The organism is Spirillospora sp. CA-142024 (assembly GCF_050942325.1).
Taxonomy (GTDB): Bacteria; Actinomycetota; Actinomycetes; order Streptosporangiales; family Streptosporangiaceae; genus Spirillospora.
In genome coordinates this window covers 4700897-4724511 of record NZ_CP192077.1, presented here as the reverse complement: position 1 = coordinate 4724511, position 23615 = coordinate 4700897, and the positions used below count along the sequence as shown (strand labels likewise).

Annotated in this window: 24 protein-coding genes; 12 read left to right on the top strand and 12 right to left on the bottom strand. The window is 73.7% G+C overall.

Annotation, left to right across the window (positions count from 1 at the left end; translation table 11 throughout):
- Positions 1–39: 39 nt before the first annotated feature.
- The 4 genes from ACQPZP_RS22775 to ACQPZP_RS22760 all read right to left on the bottom strand — a co-directional run bounded on the left by ACQPZP_RS22775 (position 40) and on the right by ACQPZP_RS22760 (position 3548).
- Positions 40–819 (bottom strand): methylated-DNA--[protein]-cysteine S-methyltransferase, encoded by a 780-nt coding sequence (locus ACQPZP_RS22775; RefSeq protein WP_433471756.1) that lies wholly within the window; start codon positions 817–819, stop codon positions 40–42.
- Positions 816–1502, bottom strand: a complete 687-nt coding sequence (locus tag ACQPZP_RS22770) for an RNA polymerase sigma factor (RefSeq protein WP_433471755.1) — start codon at positions 1500–1502, stop codon at positions 816–818. The genes ACQPZP_RS22775 and ACQPZP_RS22770 overlap by 4 nt, the downstream gene beginning before the upstream one ends.
- A 64-nt stretch (positions 1503–1566) precedes the next feature.
- Complete coding sequence (locus ACQPZP_RS22765) at positions 1567–2232, bottom strand: response regulator (protein ID WP_433461284.1); 666 nt, start codon at positions 2230–2232, stop codon at positions 1567–1569.
- Positions 2229–3548 (bottom strand): sensor histidine kinase, encoded by a 1320-nt coding sequence (locus ACQPZP_RS22760; protein ID WP_433471754.1) that lies wholly within the window; start codon positions 3546–3548, stop codon positions 2229–2231. Before ACQPZP_RS22760 ends, ACQPZP_RS22765 begins: the two co-directional genes overlap by 4 nt.
- A gap of 126 nt (positions 3549–3674) precedes the next feature.
- Between ACQPZP_RS22760 and ACQPZP_RS22755 the strand changes: the two genes are divergently transcribed.
- Together ACQPZP_RS22755 and ACQPZP_RS22750 are read left to right on the top strand one after the other, a co-directional pair.
- Positions 3675–5435, top strand: coding sequence for a histidine kinase (locus ACQPZP_RS22755; protein ID WP_433471753.1), 1761 nt, complete (start codon positions 3675–3677; stop codon positions 5433–5435).
- The gene (locus ACQPZP_RS22750) at positions 5432–6100 is read left to right on the top strand and encodes a response regulator transcription factor (protein ID WP_433471752.1); all 669 of its coding nucleotides are present in this window, start codon (positions 5432–5434) and stop codon (positions 6098–6100) included. The genes ACQPZP_RS22755 and ACQPZP_RS22750 overlap by 4 nt, the downstream gene beginning before the upstream one ends.
- A gap of 30 nt (positions 6101–6130) precedes the next feature.
- Here the strand turns inward: ACQPZP_RS22750 and ACQPZP_RS22745 are convergent, their stop codons facing one another.
- From ACQPZP_RS22745 to ACQPZP_RS22730, 4 genes are all read right to left on the bottom strand, one after another.
- Positions 6131–6931: an ABC transporter permease gene (locus tag ACQPZP_RS22745; RefSeq protein ID WP_433471751.1), complete on the bottom strand. Its 801-nt coding sequence runs from the start codon at positions 6929–6931 to the stop codon at positions 6131–6133.
- A 12-nt stretch (positions 6932–6943) separates the two neighbouring features.
- Positions 6944–7861, bottom strand: coding sequence for an ATP-binding cassette domain-containing protein (locus tag ACQPZP_RS22740; protein ID WP_433471750.1), 918 nt, complete (start codon positions 7859–7861; stop codon positions 6944–6946).
- 181 nt (positions 7862–8042) lie between these two features.
- Positions 8043–8819, bottom strand: a complete 777-nt coding sequence (locus ACQPZP_RS22735) for a phosphatase PAP2 family protein (protein ID WP_433471749.1) — start codon at positions 8817–8819, stop codon at positions 8043–8045.
- A 109-nt stretch (positions 8820–8928) separates the two neighbouring features.
- Positions 8929–9591 (bottom strand): DedA family protein, encoded by a 663-nt coding sequence (locus ACQPZP_RS22730; protein WP_433471748.1) that lies wholly within the window; start codon positions 9589–9591, stop codon positions 8929–8931.
- A 142-nt stretch (positions 9592–9733) separates the two neighbouring features.
- Here ACQPZP_RS22730 and ACQPZP_RS22725 point away from each other — a divergent pair, with 142 nt between their 5' ends.
- Positions 9734–10372 (top strand): HAD family hydrolase, encoded by a 639-nt coding sequence (locus ACQPZP_RS22725; RefSeq protein ID WP_433471747.1) that lies wholly within the window; start codon positions 9734–9736, stop codon positions 10370–10372.
- A 64-nt stretch (positions 10373–10436) separates the two neighbouring features.
- Here the strand turns inward: ACQPZP_RS22725 and ACQPZP_RS22720 are convergent, their stop codons facing one another.
- Complete coding sequence (locus ACQPZP_RS22720) at positions 10437–11468, bottom strand: tyrosine-type recombinase/integrase (RefSeq protein ID WP_433471746.1); 1032 nt, start codon at positions 11466–11468, stop codon at positions 10437–10439.
- 81 nt (positions 11469–11549) lie between these two features.
- Here ACQPZP_RS22720 and ACQPZP_RS22715 point away from each other — a divergent pair, with 81 nt between their 5' ends.
- Positions 11550–12008, top strand: a complete 459-nt coding sequence (locus ACQPZP_RS22715; protein ID WP_433471745.1) for a hypothetical protein — start codon at positions 11550–11552, stop codon at positions 12006–12008.
- A gap of 33 nt (positions 12009–12041) precedes the next feature.
- Positions 12042–12770, top strand: a complete 729-nt coding sequence (locus ACQPZP_RS22710; protein WP_433471744.1) for a DUF72 domain-containing protein — start codon at positions 12042–12044, stop codon at positions 12768–12770.
- 132 nt (positions 12771–12902) lie between these two features.
- On the opposite strand, the gene ACQPZP_RS22705 is transcribed toward ACQPZP_RS22710, so the two are convergent.
- Both ACQPZP_RS22705 and ACQPZP_RS22700 read right to left on the bottom strand, forming a co-directional pair.
- Entirely contained in the window at positions 12903–13430 is a 528-nt protein-coding gene (locus ACQPZP_RS22705) for a hypothetical protein (RefSeq protein ID WP_433461272.1), read from the bottom strand.
- Positions 13431–13444: 14 nt separating this feature from the next.
- Positions 13445–14005: a hypothetical protein gene (locus tag ACQPZP_RS22700; protein WP_433469878.1), complete on the bottom strand. Its 561-nt coding sequence runs from the start codon at positions 14003–14005 to the stop codon at positions 13445–13447.
- Between the two features lie 96 nt (positions 14006–14101).
- Here ACQPZP_RS22700 and ACQPZP_RS22695 point away from each other — a divergent pair, with 96 nt between their 5' ends.
- The 7 genes from ACQPZP_RS22695 (at position 14102) to cydC (ending at position 22079) form a co-directional block, all read left to right on the top strand.
- Positions 14102–14620 (top strand): GNAT family N-acetyltransferase, encoded by a 519-nt coding sequence (locus tag ACQPZP_RS22695; protein ID WP_433471743.1) that lies wholly within the window; start codon positions 14102–14104, stop codon positions 14618–14620.
- Between the two features lie 140 nt (positions 14621–14760).
- Positions 14761–15345 carry a TIGR03086 family metal-binding protein gene (locus tag ACQPZP_RS22690; RefSeq protein WP_433471742.1) on the top strand — a complete coding sequence of 195 codons (585 nt, stop codon included), beginning with the start codon at positions 14761–14763 and terminating at the stop codon, positions 15343–15345.
- Between the two features lie 110 nt (positions 15346–15455).
- Positions 15456–16598 (top strand): MFS transporter, encoded by a 1143-nt coding sequence (locus ACQPZP_RS22685; RefSeq protein ID WP_433479658.1) that lies wholly within the window; start codon positions 15456–15458, stop codon positions 16596–16598.
- Positions 16599–16720: 122 nt separating this feature from the next.
- Positions 16721–17971 carry a cytochrome ubiquinol oxidase subunit I gene (locus ACQPZP_RS22680; protein WP_433471741.1) on the top strand — a complete coding sequence of 417 codons (1251 nt, stop codon included), beginning with the start codon at positions 16721–16723 and terminating at the stop codon, positions 17969–17971.
- 13 nt (positions 17972–17984) lie between these two features.
- Complete coding sequence (locus ACQPZP_RS22675; protein ID WP_433471740.1) at positions 17985–18728, top strand: cytochrome d ubiquinol oxidase subunit II; 744 nt, start codon at positions 17985–17987, stop codon at positions 18726–18728.
- A gap of 10 nt (positions 18729–18738) precedes the next feature.
- Positions 18739–20352, top strand: coding sequence for a thiol reductant ABC exporter subunit CydD (gene cydD / locus ACQPZP_RS22670; protein ID WP_433471739.1), 1614 nt, complete (start codon positions 18739–18741; stop codon positions 20350–20352).
- Positions 20349–22079, top strand: a complete 1731-nt coding sequence (gene cydC, locus ACQPZP_RS22665; protein WP_433471738.1) for a thiol reductant ABC exporter subunit CydC — start codon at positions 20349–20351, stop codon at positions 22077–22079. The genes cydD and cydC overlap by 4 nt, the downstream gene beginning before the upstream one ends.
- On the opposite strand, the gene ACQPZP_RS22660 is transcribed toward cydC, so the two are convergent.
- Positions 22040–23602 (bottom strand): PLP-dependent aminotransferase family protein, encoded by a 1563-nt coding sequence (locus tag ACQPZP_RS22660; RefSeq protein WP_433471737.1) that lies wholly within the window; start codon positions 23600–23602, stop codon positions 22040–22042. The genes cydC and ACQPZP_RS22660 overlap by 40 nt on opposite strands.
- Positions 23603–23615 lie beyond the last annotated feature (13 nt).

The window sequence follows — 23615 nt, the reverse complement described above, 5'->3', positions numbered from 1 at the left end:
CGGCCCATTCCCGTCCCGCGCCGTTCTATGCCCGCGCGCTCAGGCGGGACGGGGGCCGCCGGGGCCGCAGTGCAGGCACGGCCGGTACCCGGCGGCCTCGGCAGCGGCCAGGTCCCGGAACACGCGCCGGTGCTCCGGCGTGATCCGGCGCGCGTCACCGCAGGTCGGGTAGCACACGATCCCGGTGGTGTCGGAGCCGACCAGGCGGATCCCCCGCCGCGCCAGCTCGGCGGCCTCGTCGACGTCGACGTCCTCGGCGCGCAGCAGCCGCTCCTTGGCGTCCTCACCGAACACGTAGTCGCCGAGCGTCCCGTCCGACCGGGTCACCCGGTGGCAGGGGATCAGCAGCGGGACGGGGTTGCGGCCCAGCGCCGAACCCACCGCGCGGACCGCCTTGGGCCGCCCCGCACGCCGCGCCACCCACGCGTACGGGCGGGTCTGCCCGCGCGGGATCTGCGCGGCGGCGCGCAGCACCGCGGCCTCGAAGTCGCTGAGGCCCCGCAGGTCCAGCGCGAGGCCGCCGAGCCGCCCGGCGCGCAGCGCGGGAACCAGCCCGGCCGGGGGACGGCCGGCGGGCAGCAGCGGCCGCGCGAACCGGGCGCGGAACGCCGCCGCGAACTCCCGGTCGTCCATCCCGGCGCGCAGGTAGGCGACGCCGTGGTCGGTGAAGGCGACCTGCAGGCCGGGCAGGGGCCCGGGGACGTGGACGCGGCGGGCGGCGATGCGGTCCAGCAGCGTGGGGGGCGCGTCGGCGGCCAGGCCGGCCAGTTCCCGGGCCAGCGGGTCGGGTGCCCCTTCGGCGGGGCCGGTGCGGGTCATCGGATGCCCCCTTTCTGCCGTCGCAGGTCGCGATCGTGCGGTTCGGGCCGTGATTCGTGCGGTGATTCGTGTCGCGGTTCGTGTCGGGGTTCGGTGCGGAGCCTGCGCAGGCGGGCCAGGCCGCGGGAGATGTGCGATTTGACGGTGCCCTCGGGCAGGTCCAGGACGGACGCGATCTCGGCGACGGGAAGGTCGGTCACGTGCCGAAGCACGACCGCGGCGCGCTGGGTCTCGGGCAGCTCGGCCAGCAGCGCGCCCAGTTCGCGTCCGGTCTCGTGCCGCGCGGCGGCGTCCTCGACGCCTTCGCCGGGGTCGGGCGGGTCGGGCGCGTCCTCGATCGGGCCCGGCGGCGGATGCCGCACCGCCGACCGCACGCTGTTGCGCCACACGTTCGTCAGGATCGTCAGCAGCCACGCCCGCGGGCGCAGCTCCGCGATCCGCGCCGCCTCATATCCGGCCAGCGCCCGGTAGGCGCGCAGGAACGCCTCGGCGGACAGGTCCTCGGCCTCGGCCCACCGCCCGCACAGCCGCAGCGCCGTGGAGAACACCGCGCCCCGGTACGCCTCGTACAGGACGACGAACCCGGCGTCCAGGTCATCGACCAGCGCCGCGGCGACCTCACCGCCCGCGGTCTCGCCGGTGCCGGGCGGGGCGTGGGGAAGAGCTTCGTCCGTAACCGTCACATCCGTTCAACACCGCCGCCCCCGGCCCGGTTGCACTGCCCGGTCGCACCGGCCAGGGGCGGGGTCAGCCGAGCCAGCCGGGACGGATCATCCCCGTCTCGTAGGCCAGCACCACCAGCTGCGCCCGGTCCCGCGCCCCCAGTTTGGCCAGGATACGGCTCACGTGCGTCTTGGCGGTGGCGGGCGACAGCACCAGCCGCCCGGCGATCTCCTCGTTCGACAGTCCCGCCGCGACCAGCTCCAGCACCTCGGTCTCCCGGTCGGTGAGGGCGCTCAGCTCGGCGGCGGGCGGCGGCGCGGTGATCCGGGATGCGAACTCGGCGATCAGCCGCCGCGTCACCGTGGGCGCCAGCAGCGCGTCGCCGCGCGCCACCACCCGCACCCCGTGGATCAGCTCCGGCGGCTCGGTGTCCTTGACCAGGAACCCGCTGGCCCCCGCCTTGATCGCACCGTAGACGTAGTCGTCCAGGTCGAACGTCGTCAAGATCACCACCCGGACGCCCGACAGCCGCGGGTCGGCGATGATCCGGCGGGTGGCCTCCAGCCCGTCCAGGACGGGCATCCGGATGTCCATCAGCACCACGTCGGGCCGCAGCTCACCCGCCCGCGCCACCGCCTGCTCACCGTCCCCGGCCTCGGCGACGATCTCGATGTCGTCCTCGCCCTCCAGGATCGACCGGAACCCCGCCCGCACCAGCGTCTGGTCGTCGGCCAGCAACACCCGGATCACGCGCTCTCCTCCAGCTCGTTCGCTCCACCGGCGCCGTCCAGCGGCAGCCGCGCCCACACCCGGAACCCGCCCGCCGGGCCGGGCCCCGCGGTCAGCTCCCCGCCGACCGACGCCGCCCGCTCCCGCATGCCCTGCACCCCGTTCCCGCGCGGCCCGTCCCCGGCGACCGCGGCGGCGGATCCCGTACCGTCGTCGTCCACCCGCACGATCACCTCGCCCGGCAGGCGCCGCACCTCGACCGTCACCGCCGCCGCCCCCGAGTGCCGGACCGCGTTGGTCAGCGCCTCCTGCACGATCCGGTACCCGGCCAGCCCGACCGGCGCCGGCAGCCCGGCGAGCCGCTCCACCGCCGCCTCACCACCGGCCGGGTCACGGGGCGGGCCGCCCGGCGGGTCGGCGGCCAGGTCGCCGGCGCGGCGGACCGACAGCCCGGCCGCGGCGGTCCGCTCCAGCAGCTCACCGACCCGCGCCAGCGTCGGCGGCGGCGCCACCGGCCCGCCCGGCTCCTCGGCGTCGACCTGCCGCAGCACGCCCAGCACCCCGCGCAGCTCCCGCAGCGTCTCCTTGCTCGCCGCCTTGATCGCCTCCAGCGCCGCGTACGCGCGCTCGGCGTCGTCGCGGCGGTGCAGCGCCGCCCCCGCCTGCACGTTGATCAGCGAGATCTGGTGCGCCAGCACGTCGTGCAGCTCCCGCGCGATCCGCAGCCGCTCGGCGACGGCGCGGCGCCGCGCCTCCTCCTCACGGTCCCGCTCGGCCGCCGCCGCGCGCCGCTCGGCCGCCTCGGCCCGGTCCCGGCGGCTGCGCACGTACTGCCCGACCGCCACCGTGACCAGCAGCCCCATCGACAGCGACGCCACGCCCCGCGCGTCCACGATCGCGTCCGGGTCCCCGCCGCCGCCCCCGCCGCGCGCCTCCGACGCGACCAGGAAACCGGCGTTGACGGCGATCACCGCGCCCAGCGACACCACCAGCCGGCACTCCACCGCCGCAGTGAACAGCGCCACCCACAGCACCACCGCGACCGGCCCGTCCGGATACCCCAGCGGGTAGTACAGCGGCGGCACCGCCACCGCGACCGCCAGCACCGCCGCCGGATACCGGCGCCGCCACGCCAGCGCGGCCACCGCGACCGTGATCAGCACCAGCCCGCCCGGCCACAGCGGACGATCCCCGGGCTTGGCCGCCATGACACTCAGCGCCACCGTGACCACCAGCACCGCCGCCGCCAGCACCGCGTCGGCCGCCCGCCCGCGCGGCCACGACACCCGGCCCGCCCGCCCGGGCGGCCGCCGGCGGGGGTCCGGGGGCGCTGTCACGCGCCAACCGTAGCCCAGCACGTCCCGTCCCGCGCCACACCATGATCACCCCAGCCCGGCGGCGCCGCCCGCACCCCTGACTTTCGTCAGTAACACCCCAGTTCACCGGCCAGTAGCGTGGGGCGCGTGAACGACTCCGCGGCCCCCGCCCCCGCCGCGCCGCGCACGCCGGGCAGCCTGGGCGCGCTGGTCCGGCGCCCCTCCCGCGCAGCGCTGGTCAAGGACGCCCTGCTCTACGCGGCCCTGGCGCTCCCGGTGACCCTCGACATGATCTCCCCGCTGCAGCCCCACCGGCCCGCCTGGTGGCTGGAGCCGGCCGGGCTCGCCGTCCTCGCCGCCGCCGTCGCGGTGTGCCGCGCCCGGCCCACCGCGGCGCTGCTCACCGCCATCGCGCTGATCGCGGTCCACGGCAACTTCGTGTTCGCCATGCCGGTCCTGTCCTACCTGACCGGCCGCCGGACCGTCCGCGCGCAGCCCCTGCTGTGGGGATTCGCCGCCGTCCTGGCCGGCGGGATCCTGCTGGCCGCCGTCCGCGGCATCGCCGTCACCACCTGGTTCCCCTCCACCGTCTGGCTCGTCCTGCTCGGCGTCCTGCCGTGGCTGGTCGGCCGCTACTGGCGCCAGTACCAGGAACTGCTGAGCGCCGGCTGGGAACGCGCCGAACACCTCGAACACGAGCAGCGCATCATCGCCGAACGCGAACGGCTCCGCGAACGCGCCCGCATCGCCCGGGACATGCACGACTCCCTCGGCCACGAACTCGCCCTCATCGCCGTCCGCGCCGGAGCCCTGGAGGTCGCCCCCGGCCTGGACGACCGGCACCGCACCGCCGCCGCCGAACTGCGCGCCGGCGCCGCCGACGCCACCGACCACCTCCGCGAGATCATCGGCGTCCTCCGCGACGACGCCCCCGAGCCCGGCACCGGCCCTGACACTGGCGCCGCCCTCCGGCCCGGCGGCGAAAGCATCCCCGGCCTCGTCGCCCGCGCCCGCGCGTCCGGCGTCCCCGTCCACCTCACCGGCGCCGACACCGCAGTGCCCGGCCTGGCGCCACTCGCCGCGGCCACCGCCCACCGCATCGTCCAAGAGGCCATCACCAACGCCGCCAAGCACGCCCCGGGCGCCGCCGTCACCGTCACCCTCACCCGCGCCACCACCCCCAACCCGGAGATCACGGTGACGGTCGTCAACGAACCGCCGCCCGGCGGGCCGCCGCTGCTGCCCTCCGGCGGCCGCGGGCTGACCGGCCTCACCGAACGCGTCCGCATCCTCGGCGGCACCCTGCACGCCGCCCCCACCCCGGCCGGGGGCTTCCACGTCACCGCGACCCTCCCCGGCACCCCGCCCTCCAGCACCCAGCCCCAGATCGCCCGGCCCGGGCCGACCGCCGGGGACGCCCTGCGCGCCGCACTCGGCCTCACTGCCACCGGCACGGGGGAGTGGCCCTCCGAATCGGCCCGGCACCTGGCCCGCGAACGCCGCCAGGTCCGCCGCGGACTCGTCACCGCGATCGCCGTCCCCGCCGCGCTCATGGCCCTCCTCGGCGCCATCATGGCCGGCTACTACGTCTACGCCGCCCTCAACTCCGTCCTCCCGCCCGCCGACTACGCCGCCCTGCGCGTCGGCGCCCCCCAGGACCGCGTCGAACAGACCCTGCCGCCCATGCAGACCACCGACGCCGGCGTCGTCCGCGCCGCCGTCCCCGAACCCGCCCACGCCGACTGCCGCTACTACCGGCACGACGCCAACCTGCTCGGCGTCACCCGCATCTACCGGCTCTGCTTCACCGGCGGCCGCCTCACCGGCAAGAACTCCTACGACACCCACCAGCTGAGCGACCAGAACCGCAACGACGGCCAGAACCCCAACGACCAGGAGGACGAGTGATCCGGGCACTGCTCGCCGACGACGAGGCGATGATCCGCGCGGGCGTCCGCGCGATCCTCACCGCCGACCCCGGCATCGAGGTGGTCGCCGAGGCCGCCGACGGGCACGAGGCCATCGACCTCACCCTCCGGCACCGCCCCGAGGTCACCCTCCTCGACATCCGCATGCCCCGCCTCGACGGCCTCGCCGCCGCCGCCGAACTGCGCCGCGTCGCCCCCGCCACCGGCATCATCATGCTCACCACCTTCGGCGAGGACGAGTACATCGCCCGCGCCCTGTCCGGCGGCGCCAGCGGCTTCCTGCTCAAATCCGGCGACCCCCGCGAGCTCATCGCCGGCGTCCGCGCCGTCGCCGGCGGCGCCGCCTACCTGTCCCCGAAGGTCGCCCACCGCGTCATCACCGAGATCGGCGGCGGCCGCCTCGCCGGCGGCGCCCGCGCCCGCCGCCGCACCGCCGCCCTCACCCCACGCGAACGCGACGTCCTCGCCCTGCTCGGCGCCGGCCTGTCCAACGCCGAGATCGCCACCCGCCTCCACGTCGTCGAAGGCACCGTCAAGGCCTACGTCAGCGCCATCCTCACCCGCCTCGACGTCCGCAACCGCGTCCAGGCCGCCGTCATCGCCTACGAAGCCGGCCTCGTCGACGGCACCGACGAGACCGGCTGACCCGCCCCGGCCCGGTGCGGTGAGGCGCGGTCAGGCGTCGCGGCGGCGCAGCACCAGCACACCGCCGCACAGCACCGCCACCGTCCACGCCACCAGGATCCCCAGCCCGGCCACCTCCGGGTACGGGCCGTCCCCGGACATGAAATACCGGCCGGCGCTGCTGGGCAGCACGTCCGACACCCGCCGCGGCACGCCCGACTCGTCCCCGCTGCCCAGCAGCATCGGCGCCACCAGCAGGAACAGGAACGCCGTCGTCAACGCCACCGCCGTACTGCGCACCATCGCGCCGACCCCCACGATCAGCACGCTCACCAACGCCAGGTAAACCCCCGACTGGAGCGCGTCGGCCGCGAACCCCGCCGCCGCCAGCCGCCCCCACCGGCCGAGGACCGGGCCGGCGACCACGGTGCCCACAACGTTCAACACGACCCCGGCAGGGAACGTCACCGCCGCCACCACCACCGCCTTCGACCCCAGCATCCGGCCCCGCGGCGGCACCCACTGCAACGTCGCCCGGATGCTCCCGGTCGCGTACTCACCCGTGACCACCAGGATCGCCATCGCCAGCACCACGAACTGGACCATGTCCAGCGCACCGACCGCCACCCCGCTCACCGACACCACCCCCATGTCGTCGCCCCGCACCGCGTTGGTGTTGTTCGACACCGTCGACGTCGCCAACGTGAACGACATCACCGCCATCAGCGCCACCGCCGACGCCAGACCCCACCACGTCGACCGCACCGACCACAGCTTCGTCCACTCCGCAGCGACCGCACCGCGCAGACCACCACCCGCAACGCCGTGCCGCGCCCCCACCCCGGACCCCATGACCGCCACCGCTCAGACCCCCGTCCCCGACGGCGCACCGTATTCCACGCTCGCACCCGTCAACTCCATGTACGCCTCCTCCAGCGACGCCCCCACGGCGCCCAGCTCCAGCACCGGAACCCCCGCCTCGAAAGCGATCAGCCCGACCCGCTCCGCGTCCAACCCCACCACCCGCAACTCCTCCTCACCGGCGCGCCGCACCTCCGCACCGACGGCCGCCAGCCGCCCCGCCAGCACCCCCGCACCGGGACTGCGGACCCGCACCGCGCTCCCCGAACCCGCCGCGATCACCTCCGCCATCGGCGCGTCCGCCAGCAGCCGCCCCTTCCCGATCACCACCAACCGGTCGGCCGTCAGCTGCATCTCGCTCATCAGATGCGACGACACGAACACCGTCCGGCCCTCCGCCGCCAGCGACCGCATCAGCCGCCGCACCCACAGCACCCCGTCCGGATCGAGCCCGTTCACCGGCTCGTCGAACATCAGCACCCCCGGATCGCCCAGCAGCGCACCCGCGATCCCCAGCCGCTGCCGCATCCCCAGCGAGAACGCCCCCGCCCGCCGCCCCGCGACCGCCTCCAGCCCCACCAGCGCCAGAACCTCCTCCACCCGGCCCCGCACGATCCCGTTGCTGCGCGCCATCGCCACCAGATGCGCCCGCGCCGACCGCCCCGGATGCACCGCCCCCGCGTCCAGCAGCGCCCCCACCTCCCGCAGCGGATGCCGCAGCGCCCCGTACCGGCGGCCCCCGACCAGCGCCACCCCCGCGCTCGGACGATCCAAACCCACGATCATCCGCATCGTCGTCGACTTCCCGGCCCCGTTCGGCCCCAGGAACCCCGTCACCTTCCCCGCCGCCACCTCCAGCGACAGCCCGTCCACCGCCGTCCGGTCCCCGAACCGCTTCGTCAGACCCCGCAAACCGATCACCGAAACCTCCCGCCCAGTCCTGCCACCCGACCGAAGCTAGGTCGCGGGGGAGGACCCGCACACTGCGCGGACGCCACCACCCGCCCCCGACTTTCGGCAAGAACCCGGCACAGCGGAACGGGCCGCCCCCGGCAGCGCCGAAACACCACCCGGGACGGCCCGCACAGGCCCGTCCGTCCGGCTAGGGGAGCGGCCCCTGACGCCGCGTCACCCCGCCCATCACATCCGGCATCGTCACCGACGCGTCATCCGCCGGCACCGCGGCACCCACCATCGACCCCGCACCGCCACGCGACCCCGCCATACCCGGAGCCGCCCCCACAGGCGCGGGCTGGAAGCCTGGACCAGCAGCCGCCACCGGACGCGCCCCCAGCAGCACCGCACCGGCCGCCCCGCCCCGCAGCGCCTCCACCAGCGGACCCAGCGCCCGAACCAGCAGCAGCGCCACCACAGGAGCCACCACGACCCCCACCACGAACCCGGCCGCCACATCGTGCGGGTAATGCACGCCCACGAACACCCGCGAGAACGCCATCAGCGCCGCCAGCGGCAGCACCACCGGCGCCATCGCCCGCCACGCCACCACGATCGCCGACGCCGACGCCGCCGCGATCGTCGCGTGATTACTCGGGAACGACCAGTCGCCCTGCGCAGGACACGCCGCGATGTGCACCGCCCCCGCCACCGCCCGGCACGGACGCTCCTCCTGGATATGGCTCTTGGACACCTCGCTCACCAGATACGCCGACACCACCGCGAACGGCGCCGCCAGCGCCAGCCCCATCGCCCGCGCGTCCCGGCCCCGGGCCCGCCACCAGCCCGCCACGAACAACGCGGCGAACAGCAGCAGCCCCGCATCCGTCCCGACGTCCGCCGCCGAATGCACCCACGACGGCGTGCCCTGTGCGAACTCGGTGATGTCCCGGTACAGATCGGCGCTGAAATCCGGCGCTCCCATGCTCTCCCTCACGCTCGCGGCGGCCCGTCCCGATACCTGTCAGACACCGGACGGACCGCCGAAGTTCACCGTACGGCCATCCGCACGTAAGCCTGTCACCTTCCAGGGATCACCCGCCGGACAACGGCCCGACACGCCCCACCGGCTCACGCTCCAGCACCGCACCGGCCCCCGCCGGCGCACGCCTCCGCCGCGCGAAACGCACACCCTCCACCGCCGCCGTCACCGACAGCGCCAGCCCCAGACCGACCGCCACGCCCTTCAGCGGATCGTCCTCGAACGCCACCCCGCCGACATAACCCAGCAGCGCCCCGTACAGCCCCCACGACACCGCCGCCAACGCCGCGAACAGCGAGAACGACCGCAACCGGTGACCGACCGCGCCCATCGTCACCGTCACCGCGGTCCGCCCGCCCGGCACGTACCGCGCCACGACCAGGATCAGCCCGCCCCGCTCGGCCATCGTCCGCCGCGCCCACCCGAACGCCGCATGCCGCCGCGTCCCCGGCCGCAGCCCCCGCACCAGCCGCCCACCCGCCCGGCGACCCACCAGATACGACACATGATCACCGGTGAACGCGCCCAGCGCCGCCAGCACCACCACCGGCACCAGCTCCGGCGTCCCCGACGCCGCGTACACCCCCGCCGTGATCACCATGCTCTCGCTCGGCACCACGGGAAAGAACCCGTCGATCGCCGCCACCGCGAACAACACCAGGTAGAACCACGGCGACGTCACCGCCGTGTCCACCGCACCCATGATCCCGTCCATGGCACACGACGCTAGGAAACGATCACCACCCGGCGGATCCCGCCAAAGACCACCGTCACCCCCGACTTTCGGCAGGGGACCACCCTCACCCCCGAAAAACCGCTGGCATCACCCTTCGCTCATCCGCGACACTCCACACACTGTGGGATACCTGCACATCTTCGACATGGACGGCACCCTGCTGACCGGCACCACCGCCAACCTCGAAATCGCCCGCCACCTCGGCACCCTCACCGAACTCCACGACCTCGAAGCACGCTTCGCCGCCGGCACCCTCGACACCCGCGGCTTCTCCACCGAGATCCACCGGCTCTGGCGCACCCTCACCCCCGGCACCGTCGCCACCGCCTACAAGGCCGCCACCTGGCTCACCGGCATCGCCGACGTCTGCGCCGACATCCGCGCCCGCGGCGAACACTCCGCCGTCATCACCATGTCGCCCGACTTCTTCGCCCGCCACCTCCTCGACCTCGGCTTCGACGACGTCATCGCCTCACGCTTCCCCCCGATGCCCTTCACCGGCATCCTCGACCCCGCCGGCATCCTCACCCCCGCCGACAAGGTCCGCATCACCGACGACCTCCTCGCCCGCCACGGACTCACCACCGCCCAATGCACCGCCTACGGCGACTCCATGTCCGACGCGCCCCTGTTCCGCCACCTGGCCAACACCGTCGCCGTCAACGCCGACCACCACCTGACCGGCATCGCCGCACTCGACTACCGCGGCACCGACCTCACCGCCGCCTACACCCTCGCCCGCACCCTCCAGCCCACCTGACAGATCCGCGCAGGCCCGGTCTCAGGGGAGCGGCCGCGGGGGACCGGCCCGACGGCAGCGCCGCTCAGCCGTCCCGGCGCTCCACCGGACCCAGCAGCGGATGCACCCGCATCGCCGCCTCCAGCTCACCCGGAAGCTCATCCCGATACCGCCCCAGCGTCGACAGATCCGCATGCCCCAGCACCCGCCGCACCGCGTCCATGTCCGTCGCCGCCGCCAGCAGATGCGTCGCCGTCGTATGCCGCAGCCCATGCGGCGTCACACTCCGCCGCCGCCCCGGCTCCACCCGCTCCAGCACCCGGTCGATCACCCCCTGCACATCACCCCGCGCCAACCGCCGGCCCCGCCACGACAACAGCAGCGCCTTCGGCTCCCGCCCCCGATCCAGCCGGGGCCGCCCCTCCGCCAGATACGCGTCCAGCACCTCCGCCACCGGACGGGGGAGCGGCACGTCCCGCGTCCGCCCGCCCTTACCGAAGATCCGCCAGTACCGCGTCCCCCCGTTGACGAAGAAGTCCTCCGCGTTCGCCGCCGTCAGCTCCGACACCCGCGGACCCACCGCCGCCAGCAGCAACACGATCAGCCCGTCCCGCAACTCCGTCCGCTGATCCGGACGCCGCCCCTTCGCGGAACGCGGCGCCGCCGGCTCCTCCGCCAGATCCCGCGCCGCCCCCAGCAGCCCCTCCGCCTGCTCCACCGTCAACGCACGCCGCTCCGCCCGCAGCCCACCCCGATGCTTCGGCCGCACCGTCACCGCCTGCATCGGATTCAGCTGCACCCACCCCGCCACCACCGCATACCGGAAGAACGCCGACACCGAACGCCGGAACCGCGCCTGCGATGCCGCACTCTGCGACGGGACACCCCCCGGCCCCACCACCCCCGCACGCCGCCGCTCATCCGGCTTACGCGCGAACCTGAGCAGCACCTCATCGACGTCCTCGCCGGTCAGATCGTCCAGAACCCGGTCCTCACCCGCCAGCGCCGCGAACGTCACCACGTCCCGCGCGTACACCTCCGCCGACGCCGGCGCCAGCGCACCCGTCGACGACTTCGCACGCACCATCTCCGCATAACGATCCACGCACTCGGCCACGGACAGACGCTGAACATCGGCAGGACGCACCCGCCGGACGCTACCTCCCGCCACCGACAGAACCTCCGTAAGATCGGCACGGTGACGGACCGGGAACTGTTCGACCAGGTAGGCGAGATCATCCGAGGATCGACCCCGCCGGACCTCGGACACCCCCACGTCCAGGTGCGCCACAACGGCGTCAAGGCATGGTTCGGCGACCCCGCACCCCAGCGCGAGCACTACGAGGCCCAGATCATCCCCGCCGCCATCGCACCCGGCGCCCGCGCCCACGCCATCGAGATCGGCTTCCACGCCGAACACCGCGACGAACCCGACAACGAAGCCGCCCTCACCCGCCTCCTGACCACCGAACCCGCCTGGCGCGCCGAACTCGGCGACGAACCCGAGACCGGTCCCTTCCTCGGCCGCGACACCTGGCGACGCATCTCCGAGACCTGGCCCGACGCCGACCTGTCCGGCCCCGACATCCCGTTCGAGATCGGCGTCCGGCTCGTCGACTACATCCGCGCCCTCGAACCGCACCGCAGGCGGGTATGACCACGAGCACGGACCACACGTGGGGGAGAGGCCGTGCTCATCGGAACATCGGGATGGCAGTACGCCGACTGGCGCGACGTCCTGTATCCACCCGGCCTCCCGCAACGGCGCTGGCTGCGGCACTACGGCGACGTGTTCGCCACCGTGGAGAACAACAACGCCTTCTACCGTCTGCCCGCCCGCGAAACGTTCGAGCAATGGCGCGACAGCACCCCGCCCGGCTTCGTCATGGCGGTCAAGGCCAGCCGCTACCTCACCCACATGAAACGCCTCAAGGAACCCGCGGAACCGGTCGCGCGCCTCATGAACGCCGCAGCCGGGCTCGGCGCCAAACTCGGCCCCGTCCTGCTCCAGCTCCCGCCGACGCTGCAGGCCGCCCCGGACCGGCTCGCCGCCTGCCTTCGCCGGTTCCCCGACGGTGTCCGCGTCGCCGTCGAACCCCGTCACCCGTCATGGTGGACGGACGAGACCCGCCGCATCCTGGAACACCACGACGCCGCCCTGTGCTGGACCGACCGCCTCGGCCGCGCCCAGACGCCGCTCTGGCGCACCACCGGCTGGCTGTACCTGCGCTTCCACGAAGGCCCCGCCGAGCCTTGGCCGGACTACGACGATGCGACCCTCCAGACCTGGGTCGACGAGCTCGGCGCGGCCGACGACGCCTACGTCTACTTCAACAACGACCCGGGCGGCGCCGCCGTCCGCAACGCCATGCGCTTCGCCGCCCTCACCGGCTGGCCCGTCCCGCAATCACGACACTGATCAACAAATCGGCATAAAGTACGCATACCGGACAGAAGCTGGATTCTGTCCGGTATGCGATCGGAAGCGGCCCGGCCCCGCGAAGGGGAGCGGGAGGGAGAGTGCGGCCGTTCCCGGCCGCACCCGGCCTCGTCATTTCTTGTAGGGGACCAGCTTCTCGCGCAGCTCCCGCATGGACTCCTGCAGCATCTCCCGGAGCCGGTCACGGTCGGCGCCGTCCGCGTCGGCGTAGTCGTCGATGTCGATGAGACGCTTCTTCGTCGCGGTGATCGAGTTCAGTTGGTGATCGAGCTTGATGTCGCCGAACCACGGGCTGCGCAGCATGTTCGCCATGTCGGTGCGGAACATGGCCACCAGGTCGTCGGGATCGGCGATGTGGTTCTTCACCTCGGCCACGAACGTGAGCGTCGCCTTGCTGCCGAGCACCGCCTGCTGCAGCACGCCGTCCCCGGTCTTGCGGTCGAGCACGATCGTGAAGCTGTAGAGGACCTGGTCGCCCACCGGCTTGAACCGCACGTACTGCAGATCCCCGCCGGACTTGATCCCGATGACAGGACACCCCAGGTGCGCCATCGTGAACACCATCTCGCCGATGAGGGCCTCGTCCTTGCTCTCCCGCGCCTCGGCGTTGTTCTTGAACTTGTTGATCATCGAAAGCATGGCGGTCCTCCGGGTCAGGCGGCGATGCGGCCGTGCAGGTACTTCGCGCAGGCCTGGGTGACGGCGGCGACGTGCTCCTGCAGGACGGGGTACTTCACGGTGTAGTGGTCGGCGAAGTACTGGTCCAGGTCCAGCAGCAGCGGGACCTGGACGTACACGTAGCCGCTGGCGAGGTCGGCGTCCACGGTGAACACACCGGGCTCGCCGACGTCCAGGAAACCGCTCTTCACCTCGGACTTCAGCGCCTGCCACACCGTGCGCGCGTCCTGGACGTACTCGCCGTAGGCCATCGTGACGGCCGCGTGCTGGCCGAGGGTCTTGGCCGCGGTGACGGTCCCGGCGCGATGCGTCAGCTGGAACATCAGGCGGTGCTTGCGTTCCCGGTGCTGGAAGCGCAGGTAGTGGTGGTTGCCGTCGGAGTTCAGGTCGATCAGGGCGTTGCCCTGGGCGACCGCCGCGGTGATGACGGCGCCGACGAGCAGATCGTCGATCTCGCGGGTTTGGAGCTCTTCGGAGAACCGCTGCCAGCTGCGCTTGACGAGATGGCCGAAGACCTGGTCGAGGTGCTCGCTCACGATCACCTTTCGTCGCGTGGATCAGGGGACGGGGGTTCAGACTCCCGCGCCGCGGGTTCGGTTTCATCGGCTCGTGCGTGCGCCACACTGGTATGCGTGCACGATCTCGTCCCGCCTCCGCGCCTGGTCCCGCCGACGACGGCGGTCCGCGAGTCGTTCCTGGCCGGGGAGAGGGCCGATCATCTGGCGTCCGGCGACCCGATGGACTGGCTGGAGGGGGCCCACGACGACTTCGAGGCGTTCGTCGCGCGGCGGCGCGGGGTCCAGTGGCGCTGGGGCGTTCCGTGCACGACGCTGTGGTACGTCTCGGGCGAGCGGTACATCGGCACGCTCATCGTGCGGCACCGGCTGACGGCGGAGCTCGCCGAGGCCGGGGGGCACGTCGGTTATCACGTCGTCCTGCCGTGGCGGCGGCGGGGTCATGCCACCCGGATGCTCGCGGAGGGCCTGGTCGAGTGCCGCCGGCTCGGCCTGGGGCGTGTTCTGCTGACGTGCGCCGCGGACAACGAGCCGTCACGCCGGGTGATCTTGGCCAACGGCGGTGTCCATGACGGCCACGCCCGCGGTGAGGATCGGTTCTGGATCGCCCTCGCCGCCGCGGACGCCGGCGCGTGACGCGCCGTCGCGAACGTGCCGATTCGCTCCGCTTTCAGCAGGTCTGAAGGTTGGTCGATAATGAACATTATGTTAAGTAGACCGGATCTGATCGCTCCGCCGGCGGCTACATTGGCGGGATCCGCGTATTCCGGTGGGTGGTGAGCGTCGTGATCCCTGAGCAGTTCGTGCGCGCGCTGGACGGTTTCGAGGCGGTGCTCGCGGCGGCGCCCGCTGACAGGTGGTTGTCGCCGTCGCCTTGCGAGGGCTGGGCGGCCATTGATGTGGCCGGGCATGTCACCGCCGGGCTGCTGGTGGTCGAGATGCGCGCCGCTGGGCGGATGCTCTCCCAGGACGATCCGGACTGGCGCGAGGTGGCCGGCGAGGATCCGATGGCGTCATGGCGGGAGGTGCGCACGCGCATGACGGCCGAGCTGACGCCGGAGGCGCTGGACCGGCAGGTCGAACTGGCCCTCGGACTGAGGATCACTCTGCGGGACTGGCTGGAGCAGTATCCGCTGGAGTTGCTCGTGCACACGTGGGATCTGGCGCAGGCCACCGGGCAGTCGGTCGTCTTGGACGCGGACCTCGTGGGTCCGGCTCTGGAAACCGCGCGGCGGATGGCGCCGCATGGTCGTGAGGCGGGCATGGTGGGGCCGGAGGTCGCCGTCTCCGGTGACGCCGATGACCAGGCGCGGCTTCTGGCCCTGTTCGGCCGCTCCCCCGCCGGTGACGCTCACGGGTAGGGCCGCTCCCCTGTTTTTGCGGGTGCGGGCGGACGGGCCGAGCCGTTACAGTGCGGCTTATGCGACGTCGACGACATTGATCTTCACCTGAGGCGGGGCTTGCGCGCAGGCTGTACGCCTACGCGTTCCTCGAGGATTTCGTTCTTCTGTACCCGGTGTACGCGCTGTTGTTCGCCGATGCCGGGTTGTCGCCTGCTGCGATCTCGTCGCTGTTCGTGATCTGGTCGCTGACGACGTTCACTCTGGAGTTGCCGTCCGGTCTGTGGGCGGACCTGTTCTCGCGCCGGCTGCTTCTGATGGCCTCTCCCCTGCTGGCCGGTGCCGGTTTCGGGTTGTGGGCGTTCTTTCCGTCGTATCCGGCGTTCGCCGCGGGTTTCGTGCTGTGGGGTGCGGGGTCGGCGCTGCGTTCGGGGACGATGCAGGCGCTGGTGTACGAGGGCTTGGAGCGTGCCGGGGCGACGGGCGCGTATGCGCGGCTGATCGGACGTTCTGAGGCCGTCTCGCTACTCGCTGTAGTTGCCGCGTCGGCGGTGGCGTCGCCGGTGCTGGCGGCCGGTGGTTACCGGGGCCTGGGTGCGGCGAGTGTGGCGGCGTGCGTGGTGTGCGGTGTTGCGGGGTGGTTTCTGCCGGAGTCCAAGGGCCCTGGCGAGGGTGAGGGTGAGGACGAGCCGTCGTTGAAGGCGGTGGTGCGTCAGGGGTGGGCGCAGGTTCGGCGGGAGCCGGCGGTGCGGTGGTCGCTGGTCCTGGTGATGGTGCTGGAGGGTGTGACGGCGCTGGACGAGTACGTCCCGCTGCTGGTGGAGTCCACGGGTGTGGCGGCGGCGTCGGTGCCGTTGCTGGTGATGGTGGTGACGGCGGGTGACGCGGTGGGCGGCTGGCTGGCGGGGCGGGGTGTGCGGTGGCTGGCGCCGGTGCTGGTGGTGGGTGCGGTGTGCCTTGCCGCGGGTTCGCTGAGCGGGCGGCCGGGTGGGCTGGTGCTGGTGGCGGCGGCGTTCGGGGTGTTCCGGTGGGCGATGGCGGCGGCGGACGCGCGGTTGCAGGACCGGATCGGTGACGGGGCGCGGGCGACGGTGACGTCGGTGGCGGGTTTCGGGTCGGAGACGGTGGCGGTGCTGGTGTACGCGGGGTATGCGCTGGGGTCGCGGTGGGCGGGTGCCGGGGTGCTGATGGGGGCTGCGTCGGTGCCGTACGTGGCGGTGGCTCTAGTGCTGGCGGTGTGTGCTCGTCGGGGCCGCGTACATCGGGAGATGTAGGCGGGTGGTGGGCGTTACGCGAAAGGCGCAGCGTGTTTGCACGCTCGCGCCCGATTCGCCAGTGGGGTGGGCGCCCCGAGGATCGTGGGGTCGTTGCGGATCGATTCTTGGAGCGTGTGCTGATGGGTGCGGACCCGCTGGTGCTGGCGCGGGTGCAGTTCGCGTTGACGGCCGGAACGCATTTCCTGTTCGTGGCGCTGACGCTGGGGCTGGCGACGCTGGTGGCGTTGACGCAGACGCGTGCGGTGGTGTCGGGCAGTGCGGTGCATGCGCGAATGGTGCGGTTCTGGGGGCAGTTGTATGTCATCAACTATGCGGTGGGGATCGTCACCGGGCTGGTGATGGAGTTCCAGTTCGGGTTGAACTGGTCGGGCCTTTCGCGGGTGACGGGGAACGTGTTCGGGGCGCCGCTGGCTTTGGAGACGATCGTCGCGTTCTTCGTGGAGTCGACGTTCCTGGGGTTGTGGATCTTCGGGTGGGATCGGCTGAACCGGTGGGTGCATCTGGCGCTGATCTGGGTGGTGACGCTGACGGCGTATTTGTCGGCGTATTTCGTGCTGGTGGCGAATGGGTGGCTGCAGCGTCCGGTGGGCTTCGCGATGGTGGACGGCGAGGCGCGCCTGAATGATGTGGGGGCGTTGCTGACGAATCCGACGGCGTTGCTGGCGTTCTTCCACGTTCTTTTCGGGGGGTTGCTGACGGCGGGGTTCTTCATGGCCGGGGTGAGCGGTTTCCATCTGCTGCGGCGGACGGCGGAGGTGGAGTTCTTCCGGCGGTCGATGCGGATCGGGCTGCTGACGGTGATCGTGTCGGTGATGCCGGTGGTGGTGTTCGGCGGGATGCAGTTCCGGTACACGCAGGCGACGAAGACGGGTGGCCATGACGCTGCGGCGGTGGCGGCGGACTTCACGGCGCGGTTCGGGCCGGGTGACTACATGTCGCCGGGGCTCGCGCGGGCAGGTGAGGGGCTGATGGTGTCGATGTGGCTGCTGATGATGCTCGTGGCGGGGGTCGCGCTGGTGAAGTTCCCGTTCGGGCGGTGGCTGGTGCGGGGCCGGGTCTTCCATGTGCTGATGATCGCGGCGGTGCCGCTGCCGTATGTGGCGATGGTGTCGGGGTGGGTGTTCCGTGAGGTGGGGCGGCAGCCGTGGATGGTGTACGGGGTGCTGAAGACGCGGGACGCGCTGTCGCCGGGGGTCGGGTCGGGGACGATCACGGTGTCGTTCGTGGCGTTCGCGGTGCTGTTCGCGGGGTTGTTCGTGGTGAACGCGTGGCTGCTGGCGCGGTTCGCGCGGCGGGGTCCGGAGGGGGCGGGGCTGGGGTCGGCTCCGCCGGTGGAGCCGGCCGCGCCGGTGATGAGCCCGACGTTCTGACAGGAGCCTGGTGATGGATTCTCTTGCGGTGGTGTTGCTGGCGGTGTTCTCCGGTGGGTATCTGGTGCTGGCCGGTGCCGATGTCGGGGTGGGGATGCTGCTGCCGTGGCTGGGGCGGGATGAGCGGGAGCGGCGGCTGGTGATCGCGTCGTTCGCGCCGTTCTTCCTGGGCAACGAGGTGTGGCTGGTGGCTGCGGCGGGTCTGGTCGGGGGCGGGTTTCCGGGGCTGGAGCATGAGCTGCTGGAGGGGCTGTATCCGCTGGTCGTGGTGTTGCTGATCGGTTGGGTCGTGCGGGACACGGGGTTGTGGCTGCGGGGCCGGGTGGACGCGGTGGCGTGGCGTGGCGGGTGCGATGCGGCGGTCGTGGCGGGGAGTTGGGCGCTGGCGCTGGCGTGGGGGTCTGTGCTGGGGTCGGTGGTGGCCGGTGGCGGGTTGAACGTCGGGAGTGTGCTGGGGTTGCCGCTGGCGGTGCTGTTCGCGTGGCATGGCGCGGGTTTCGCGCGGTGGCGGTTGCCGGCGGGTCTGGCGGAGCGTGCTGGCCGGATTCCGTCGCGGTACGGGTTGTCGGCGCTGGTGATGGCGGGCGCGCCGGTGGTGGCCGGGTCCCAGGTGCGCTGGTCGGAGGTGGTGGCCGACGGTGCCGGGCTGACGATGACCGCGGTGGGGACGGTGGTGGTGCTGCCGCTGCTGCTGGCGTCGCAGGCTTTGGTGTGGTGGACGTTCCGGGGGCGTGTGGAGTCGCCCTCGTACCTGTAGCGGGGTCGTGGTGAAGGGTGTCGAGCGGCGTCTGCTGCGGCTTCTCCCCCGCCGGGTGACGGTGCTGCTGGGGGTGCTGGCTGCGGTGCAGGGTGTGCTGCTGGTGGTGCAGGCGGAGCTGTTGGTGCGGGCGGTGGCGGGTTTGGATGCGGGGCCGCTGCCGTGGCTGGTGGCGGCGGTGGCCGGGCGGGCGGTGCTGGCGTGGACGGTGACGCTGGTGGCGGGCCGGGCGGCGGCGCGGGTGAAGCGTGGTTTGCGTGCGGGGCTGCTGGGCGGGGCGGCGGGTGACGCGGGGGCGCGGGTGACGTTGCTGACGCGGGGCCTGGACGCGGTCGATCCGTTCTTCACCGGGTACGTGCCGCAGCTGCTGGCGGCATGTGCGGTGCCGGTGGTGGTGCTGGTGCGGCTGGCGTCGGCGGATTGGGCGTCGGCGCTGGTGGTGGCGGTGACGGTGCCGTTGGTGCCGGTGTTCGGTGCGCTGGTGGGGATGCGGACGGCGGCGTTGACGGGCCGGCAGTGGGGGCTGCTGCACCGGCTGGGCGGTCATTTCCGGGACGTGGTGGCGGGGCTGGGGACGTTGCGGGCGTTCGGCCGGACCGGGCATCAGTCGGTGGTGGTGCGGGAGCTGGCGGGTGAGCATCGGCGGGCGAGCGTGCGGGCGCTGCGGGTGGCGTTCCTGTCGTCGCTGGTGCTGGAGCTGGTGTGCGCGTTGTCGGTGGCGCTGGTGGCGGTGCCGGTGGGGTTGCGGCTGCTGGGTGGGGACATGGCGTTGTCGACGGGGCTGCTGGTGCTCGTGCTGACGCCGGAGGTGTATCTGCCGTTGCGGGCGCTGGGTCAGCGGTTCCATGCGAGCGCGGAGGGTGTCGCGGCGGCGGAGGAGGCGTTCGCGGTGCTGGACGCGCCCGGCGCGGTCGGGGGCCGGGCCGAGGGTGGCTTTGAGCCTGCCGGTGGGGCGCCGGAGATCGTGCTGGAGGAGGTGACCGTCCGGTATCCGGGTGCGGCGGAGGCTGCGCTGGACAGGGTGTCGTTGCGGATCGGGCCGGGTGAGCGGGTGGCGGTGACGGGGCCGTCGGGTGCGGGCAAGTCGACGCTGCTGCTGGTGCTGGCGGGTTTGGTGGTCCCGGATTCGGGGCGGGTCCTGGTCGACGGTGTCGATCTGGCGGGGCTGGATGCTGCGGCGTGGCGGGCGCGGCTGGGGTGGGTGCCGCAGCGTCCGCACCTGTTCGCGGCGCCGGTGGCCGACAACATCCGGCTGGGAGATCCGGGCGCCGGCATGGAGCGGGTGGTGGAGGCGGCGGGCGCGGCGGAGTTCGTCGAGGATCTTCCCGGCGGGTACGCCACGGTGCTCGGTGAGGGCGGTGCGGGGTTGTCGGCGGGGCAGCGGCAGCGGCTGGCGGTCGCGCGGGCGTATTTGTCGGGCGGTCCGGTGATGCTGCTGGACGAGCCGACGGCGCGGCTGGACCTGCGCAGTGAGCGGGTGCTGGTGGAGGCGGCGGTGCGGCTGCTGGCCGGGCGGACGGCGGTGCTGGTGGCGCATCGTCCGGCGTTGCTGCGGGCGGCGGACCGGGTGGTGCGGCTGGAGGGCGGCCGGATCGCCGAGGGTGTGCGGGTGGAGGCGGCGTGAGGGGCGTGTGGGGTGCGGTGCGTCCGCATGCGGTGCGACTGGTCGGTGCGGGGCTGGCGGGGGCGGCGGCGGAGCTGTGCGGCCTGGGGCTGGTCGCGGCGGCGGCGTGGCTGATCGCGCGGGCGTCGCAGCGGCCGGAGCTGGCGGCGCTGTCGCTGGCGATCGTGGCGGTGCGGGGGTTCGCGCTGGCGAAGGGGTCGCTGCGGTATGTGGAGCGGCTGGCGGGGCATGACGCGGCGTTGCGGGCGCTGGCGGAGTTGCGGGGCCGGGTGTTCGACGCTCTGGCGGCGGCCCGTCCGGCGCCCGGGCTTCCTGGGGAGGGGCGTCCTGGGGAGGGGCGGCGGGTGCGGGACGGTGACGCGCTGACCCGGATGGTGTCGGACGTCGACGCGGTCCAGGATCTGCTGCTGCGGTGCGTGCTGCCTGCGGCGGCGTCGCTGGTGTGCGGGGCGGCGGGAGTTGCGGTGTGCGCGCTGGTGCGGGCGCCGGCGGCGATGGTGCTCGGCGCGGGCCTGCTGGTCGCGGGGGTGCTGGTGCCGATGGTGGCGGCGGTGGCCGGGGGGTGTGCGGCGGCGCGGATGGCGGCCGGGCGCGAGGCGCTGGCGGTGCGGGCGCTGGACGTGCTGGAGGGTGCGGCGGACCTGGCGGTGTTCGGTGCCTCGGGGCGGTTCGCGGCGCGGGCCGGGAAGGCGGCGGCGGATCTGGAGCGTGCGGAGCGGTCGGCGGCGCGGGTGTCGGCGCTGGTGGCGGCGGCAGGTTTCGTGGTGCAGGGCGCCACGGTCGCAGCGGTCACGTGGACGGGGCTGCGCGCGGGTGCGGACGAGGTGGGGGCGGCGGTTCTGGCGTTGACGTCGCTGATCGCGGTGGAGTCGGTTCTTCCGTTGGCGGGTGCGGCGCAGCGTCTGTGTGAGGTGCTGCCGGCGGTGCGGCGGGTCGAGGCGGTGCTGGCCGCTCCCCCGGTGGCGGGCCCGTCGCGTCCGGTGGGGCTGCCGCGGGGGCCGCTGGAGGTGGAGCTGCTGGGGGTGCGGGTCGCCTACGGGGACGGTGTGGCGCTGGACGGGGTGGATCTGCGGGTGGAGCGGGGCCGCCGCGTCGCGGTCGTCGGGGCGAGCGGCGCGGGGAAGAGCACGTTGCTTGCGGTGCTGTCGGGGGACGTGGCGGCGGAGGCGGGTGCGGTGGCGCTGGGCGGTCGTCCGCTGGGCCGGTACGCGCCGGGTGACGTGCGGGCGGCGGTGCGGGGGCTGACGCAGGACGCGCACGTGTTCGCCGGGACGGTCCGGGCGAACCTGCTGCTGGCGCGGCCGGACGCGAGCGTGGGGCAGTTGCGGGCGGCGGCGGAGCGGGCGCGGTTCGCCGAGGTGGTGGACGCGCTGCCGGACGGGTGGGACACGGTGGTGGGCGCGGGCGCGCGCGGCCTGTCGGGCGGGCAGCGGCAGCGGCTGCTGCTGGCGCGGGCGCTGCTGGCCGACCCGCCGGTGCTGGTGCTGGACGAGCCGGCCGAGGCACTGGATCCGGTGATGGCCGACGAGCTGACCCGGGATCTGCTGGAGGCGCCGGGCGGCGGGACGCTGCTGCTGGTCACGCATCGGCTGGCGGCGCTCGCGGCGGCCGACGAGGTCGTGGTGCTGGACCGGGGGCGGGTGGTGCAGCGGGGCCGGCACGAGGACCTGCTGGCGGTGCCGGGTGCCTACCGCGATCTGTGGGACGCCGAGCTGCTGGCCGCCTGACCCGTCAGGTCGCCCAGGACGCGGCCGAGGACGGCGATGCCCTCGGTGATGGCGGACGCCGGGGCGGCCACGTATCCGAGGACGAGGCCGGGGCGCTGGGGCCGCTGGGTGTGCCAGGACAGCGGGTGGGTCTTCACTCCCTGCTCCAGCGCGGCCGCGGCCAGGTCGGCGTCCCGCAGGCCCCCGTTGTGGACGCCGTGGGGCTCGTCCGGGAAGGTGACGGTGAGGTGCAGGCCGGCGGCGGCGCCGTGCACCGACGCGCGCGGCAGGTGCGCGGCGATCGCGGCGATCATCGTGTCGCGGCGGCGCCGGTGGCGGCGCCGCAGCAGCCGCAGGTGCCGCTCCATCTCCCCCGAGGCCATCAGCTCGGCGAGGACGAGCTGCGGGAGTGCCGCGTTTCCGAGGTCGGCGAAGCGTTTCTCGGCGACGACGGCGTCCAGGTGCGCGGGCGGCGGCACGATCCAGCCGATCCGCAGCGCGGGGGCCAGGAGTTTGGAGATGCTGCCGGCGTACAGGACGCGGTCGGCGAGCATGGCCCGCAGGGCCGGGACGGGTGGCCGGTCGTAGCGGTGTTCGGCGTCGTAGTCGTCCTCGATGACCAGGCCGCCCTCGGCGGCCCAGCGCATCAGGTCGCGGCGGCGGCGCCCGCCGAGGACGGCGCCGGTCGGGAACTGGTGCGCCGGGGTGAGCAGCACGGCGCGGGCGCCGCTGTCGCGGAGCCGGTCGACGCGGACGCCGTCGCGGTCGACGGGGACGGGCGGGGTGTCCATCCCCCAGTGCCGCAGGTGCTGGCGGACGCCGAGTGAGCCGGGGTCCTCGACGGCGACGGCGCCGATGCCGTCGTGGGCGAGGACGCGGGCGATGAGGCCGAGGGCCTGGGCGGTTCCGGCGACGACGACTATCGCGGCGGGGTCGGCGCGGATGCCGCGGTTGCGGGCGAGCCAGGCGGCCAGGGCGGTGCGCAGCGCGGGGGCGCCGCGGGGGTCGCCGTATCCGAGACCGGCCGCGGGCAGGTCGCGCAGGACGGTGCGTTCGGCGCGCTGCCAGGCCGCGCGAGGGAACGCGGCCAGGTCGGGGGCGCCGGGCGACAGGTCGATGCGGGCGGGTGCGGCGCGCAGGACGTCGAACACGTCCGGTCCGGGCCGTGCCGGGTACGGGCCGCCGTGCGGATCGCCGTACCCGTCGTCGGGATCGGTGCCGTGCGCGGTGATGGGCGGGTTGGCGAGCGGGGCGGCCAGGACGACGGTGCCGGCGCGGCCGCGTCCGGAGATGTGGCCCTCGTCGGTGAGGCGCTGGTAGGCCTCGGTGACGACGCCGCGGGAGACGCGCAGGTCGGCGGCCAGGACGCGGGTGGCGGGCAGGCGTCCGCCGACGGGCAGGCGTCCGTCGGCGATCGCGTCGCGGAGCCGTCCGGCGAGCCAGTCGGCCAGTCCGCCCGGCGGCGCGTCGGCGGGGTCGAGCTGGAGGAAGTCCGAGCCCCCGGTTATGGACCGATCGGGGTCGTCGTCATTGGACCTGTGCATCAGGCCATTGTGG

Bases quoted from the DNA above. Each gene is read 5' to 3' on its own strand.
- ACQPZP_RS22775 (WP_433471756.1), bottom strand. From the start codon at position 819: ATGACCCGCACCGGCCCCGCCGAAGGGGCACCCGACCCGCTGGCCCGG.
- ACQPZP_RS22745 (WP_433471751.1), bottom strand. From the start codon at position 6,931: ATGGGGTCCGGGGTGGGGGCGCGGCACGGCGTTGCGGGTGGTGGTCTG.
- ACQPZP_RS22735 (WP_433471749.1), bottom strand. From the start codon at position 8,819: ATGGGAGCGCCGGATTTCAGCGCCGATCTGTACCGGGACATCACCGAG.
- ACQPZP_RS22730 (WP_433471748.1), bottom strand. From the start codon at position 9,591: ATGGACGGGATCATGGGTGCGGTGGACACGGCGGTGACGTCGCCGTGG.
- ACQPZP_RS22705 (WP_433461272.1), bottom strand. From the start codon at position 13,430: ATGCTTTCGATGATCAACAAGTTCAAGAACAACGCCGAGGCGCGGGAG.
- ACQPZP_RS22680 (WP_433471741.1), top strand. From the start codon at position 16,721: ATGGGTGCGGACCCGCTGGTGCTGGCGCGGGTGCAGTTCGCGTTGACG.
- ACQPZP_RS22675 (WP_433471740.1), top strand. From the start codon at position 17,985: ATGGATTCTCTTGCGGTGGTGTTGCTGGCGGTGTTCTCCGGTGGGTAT.
- ACQPZP_RS22660 (WP_433471737.1), bottom strand. From the start codon at position 23,602: ATGCACAGGTCCAATGACGACGACCCCGATCGGTCCATAACCGGGGGC.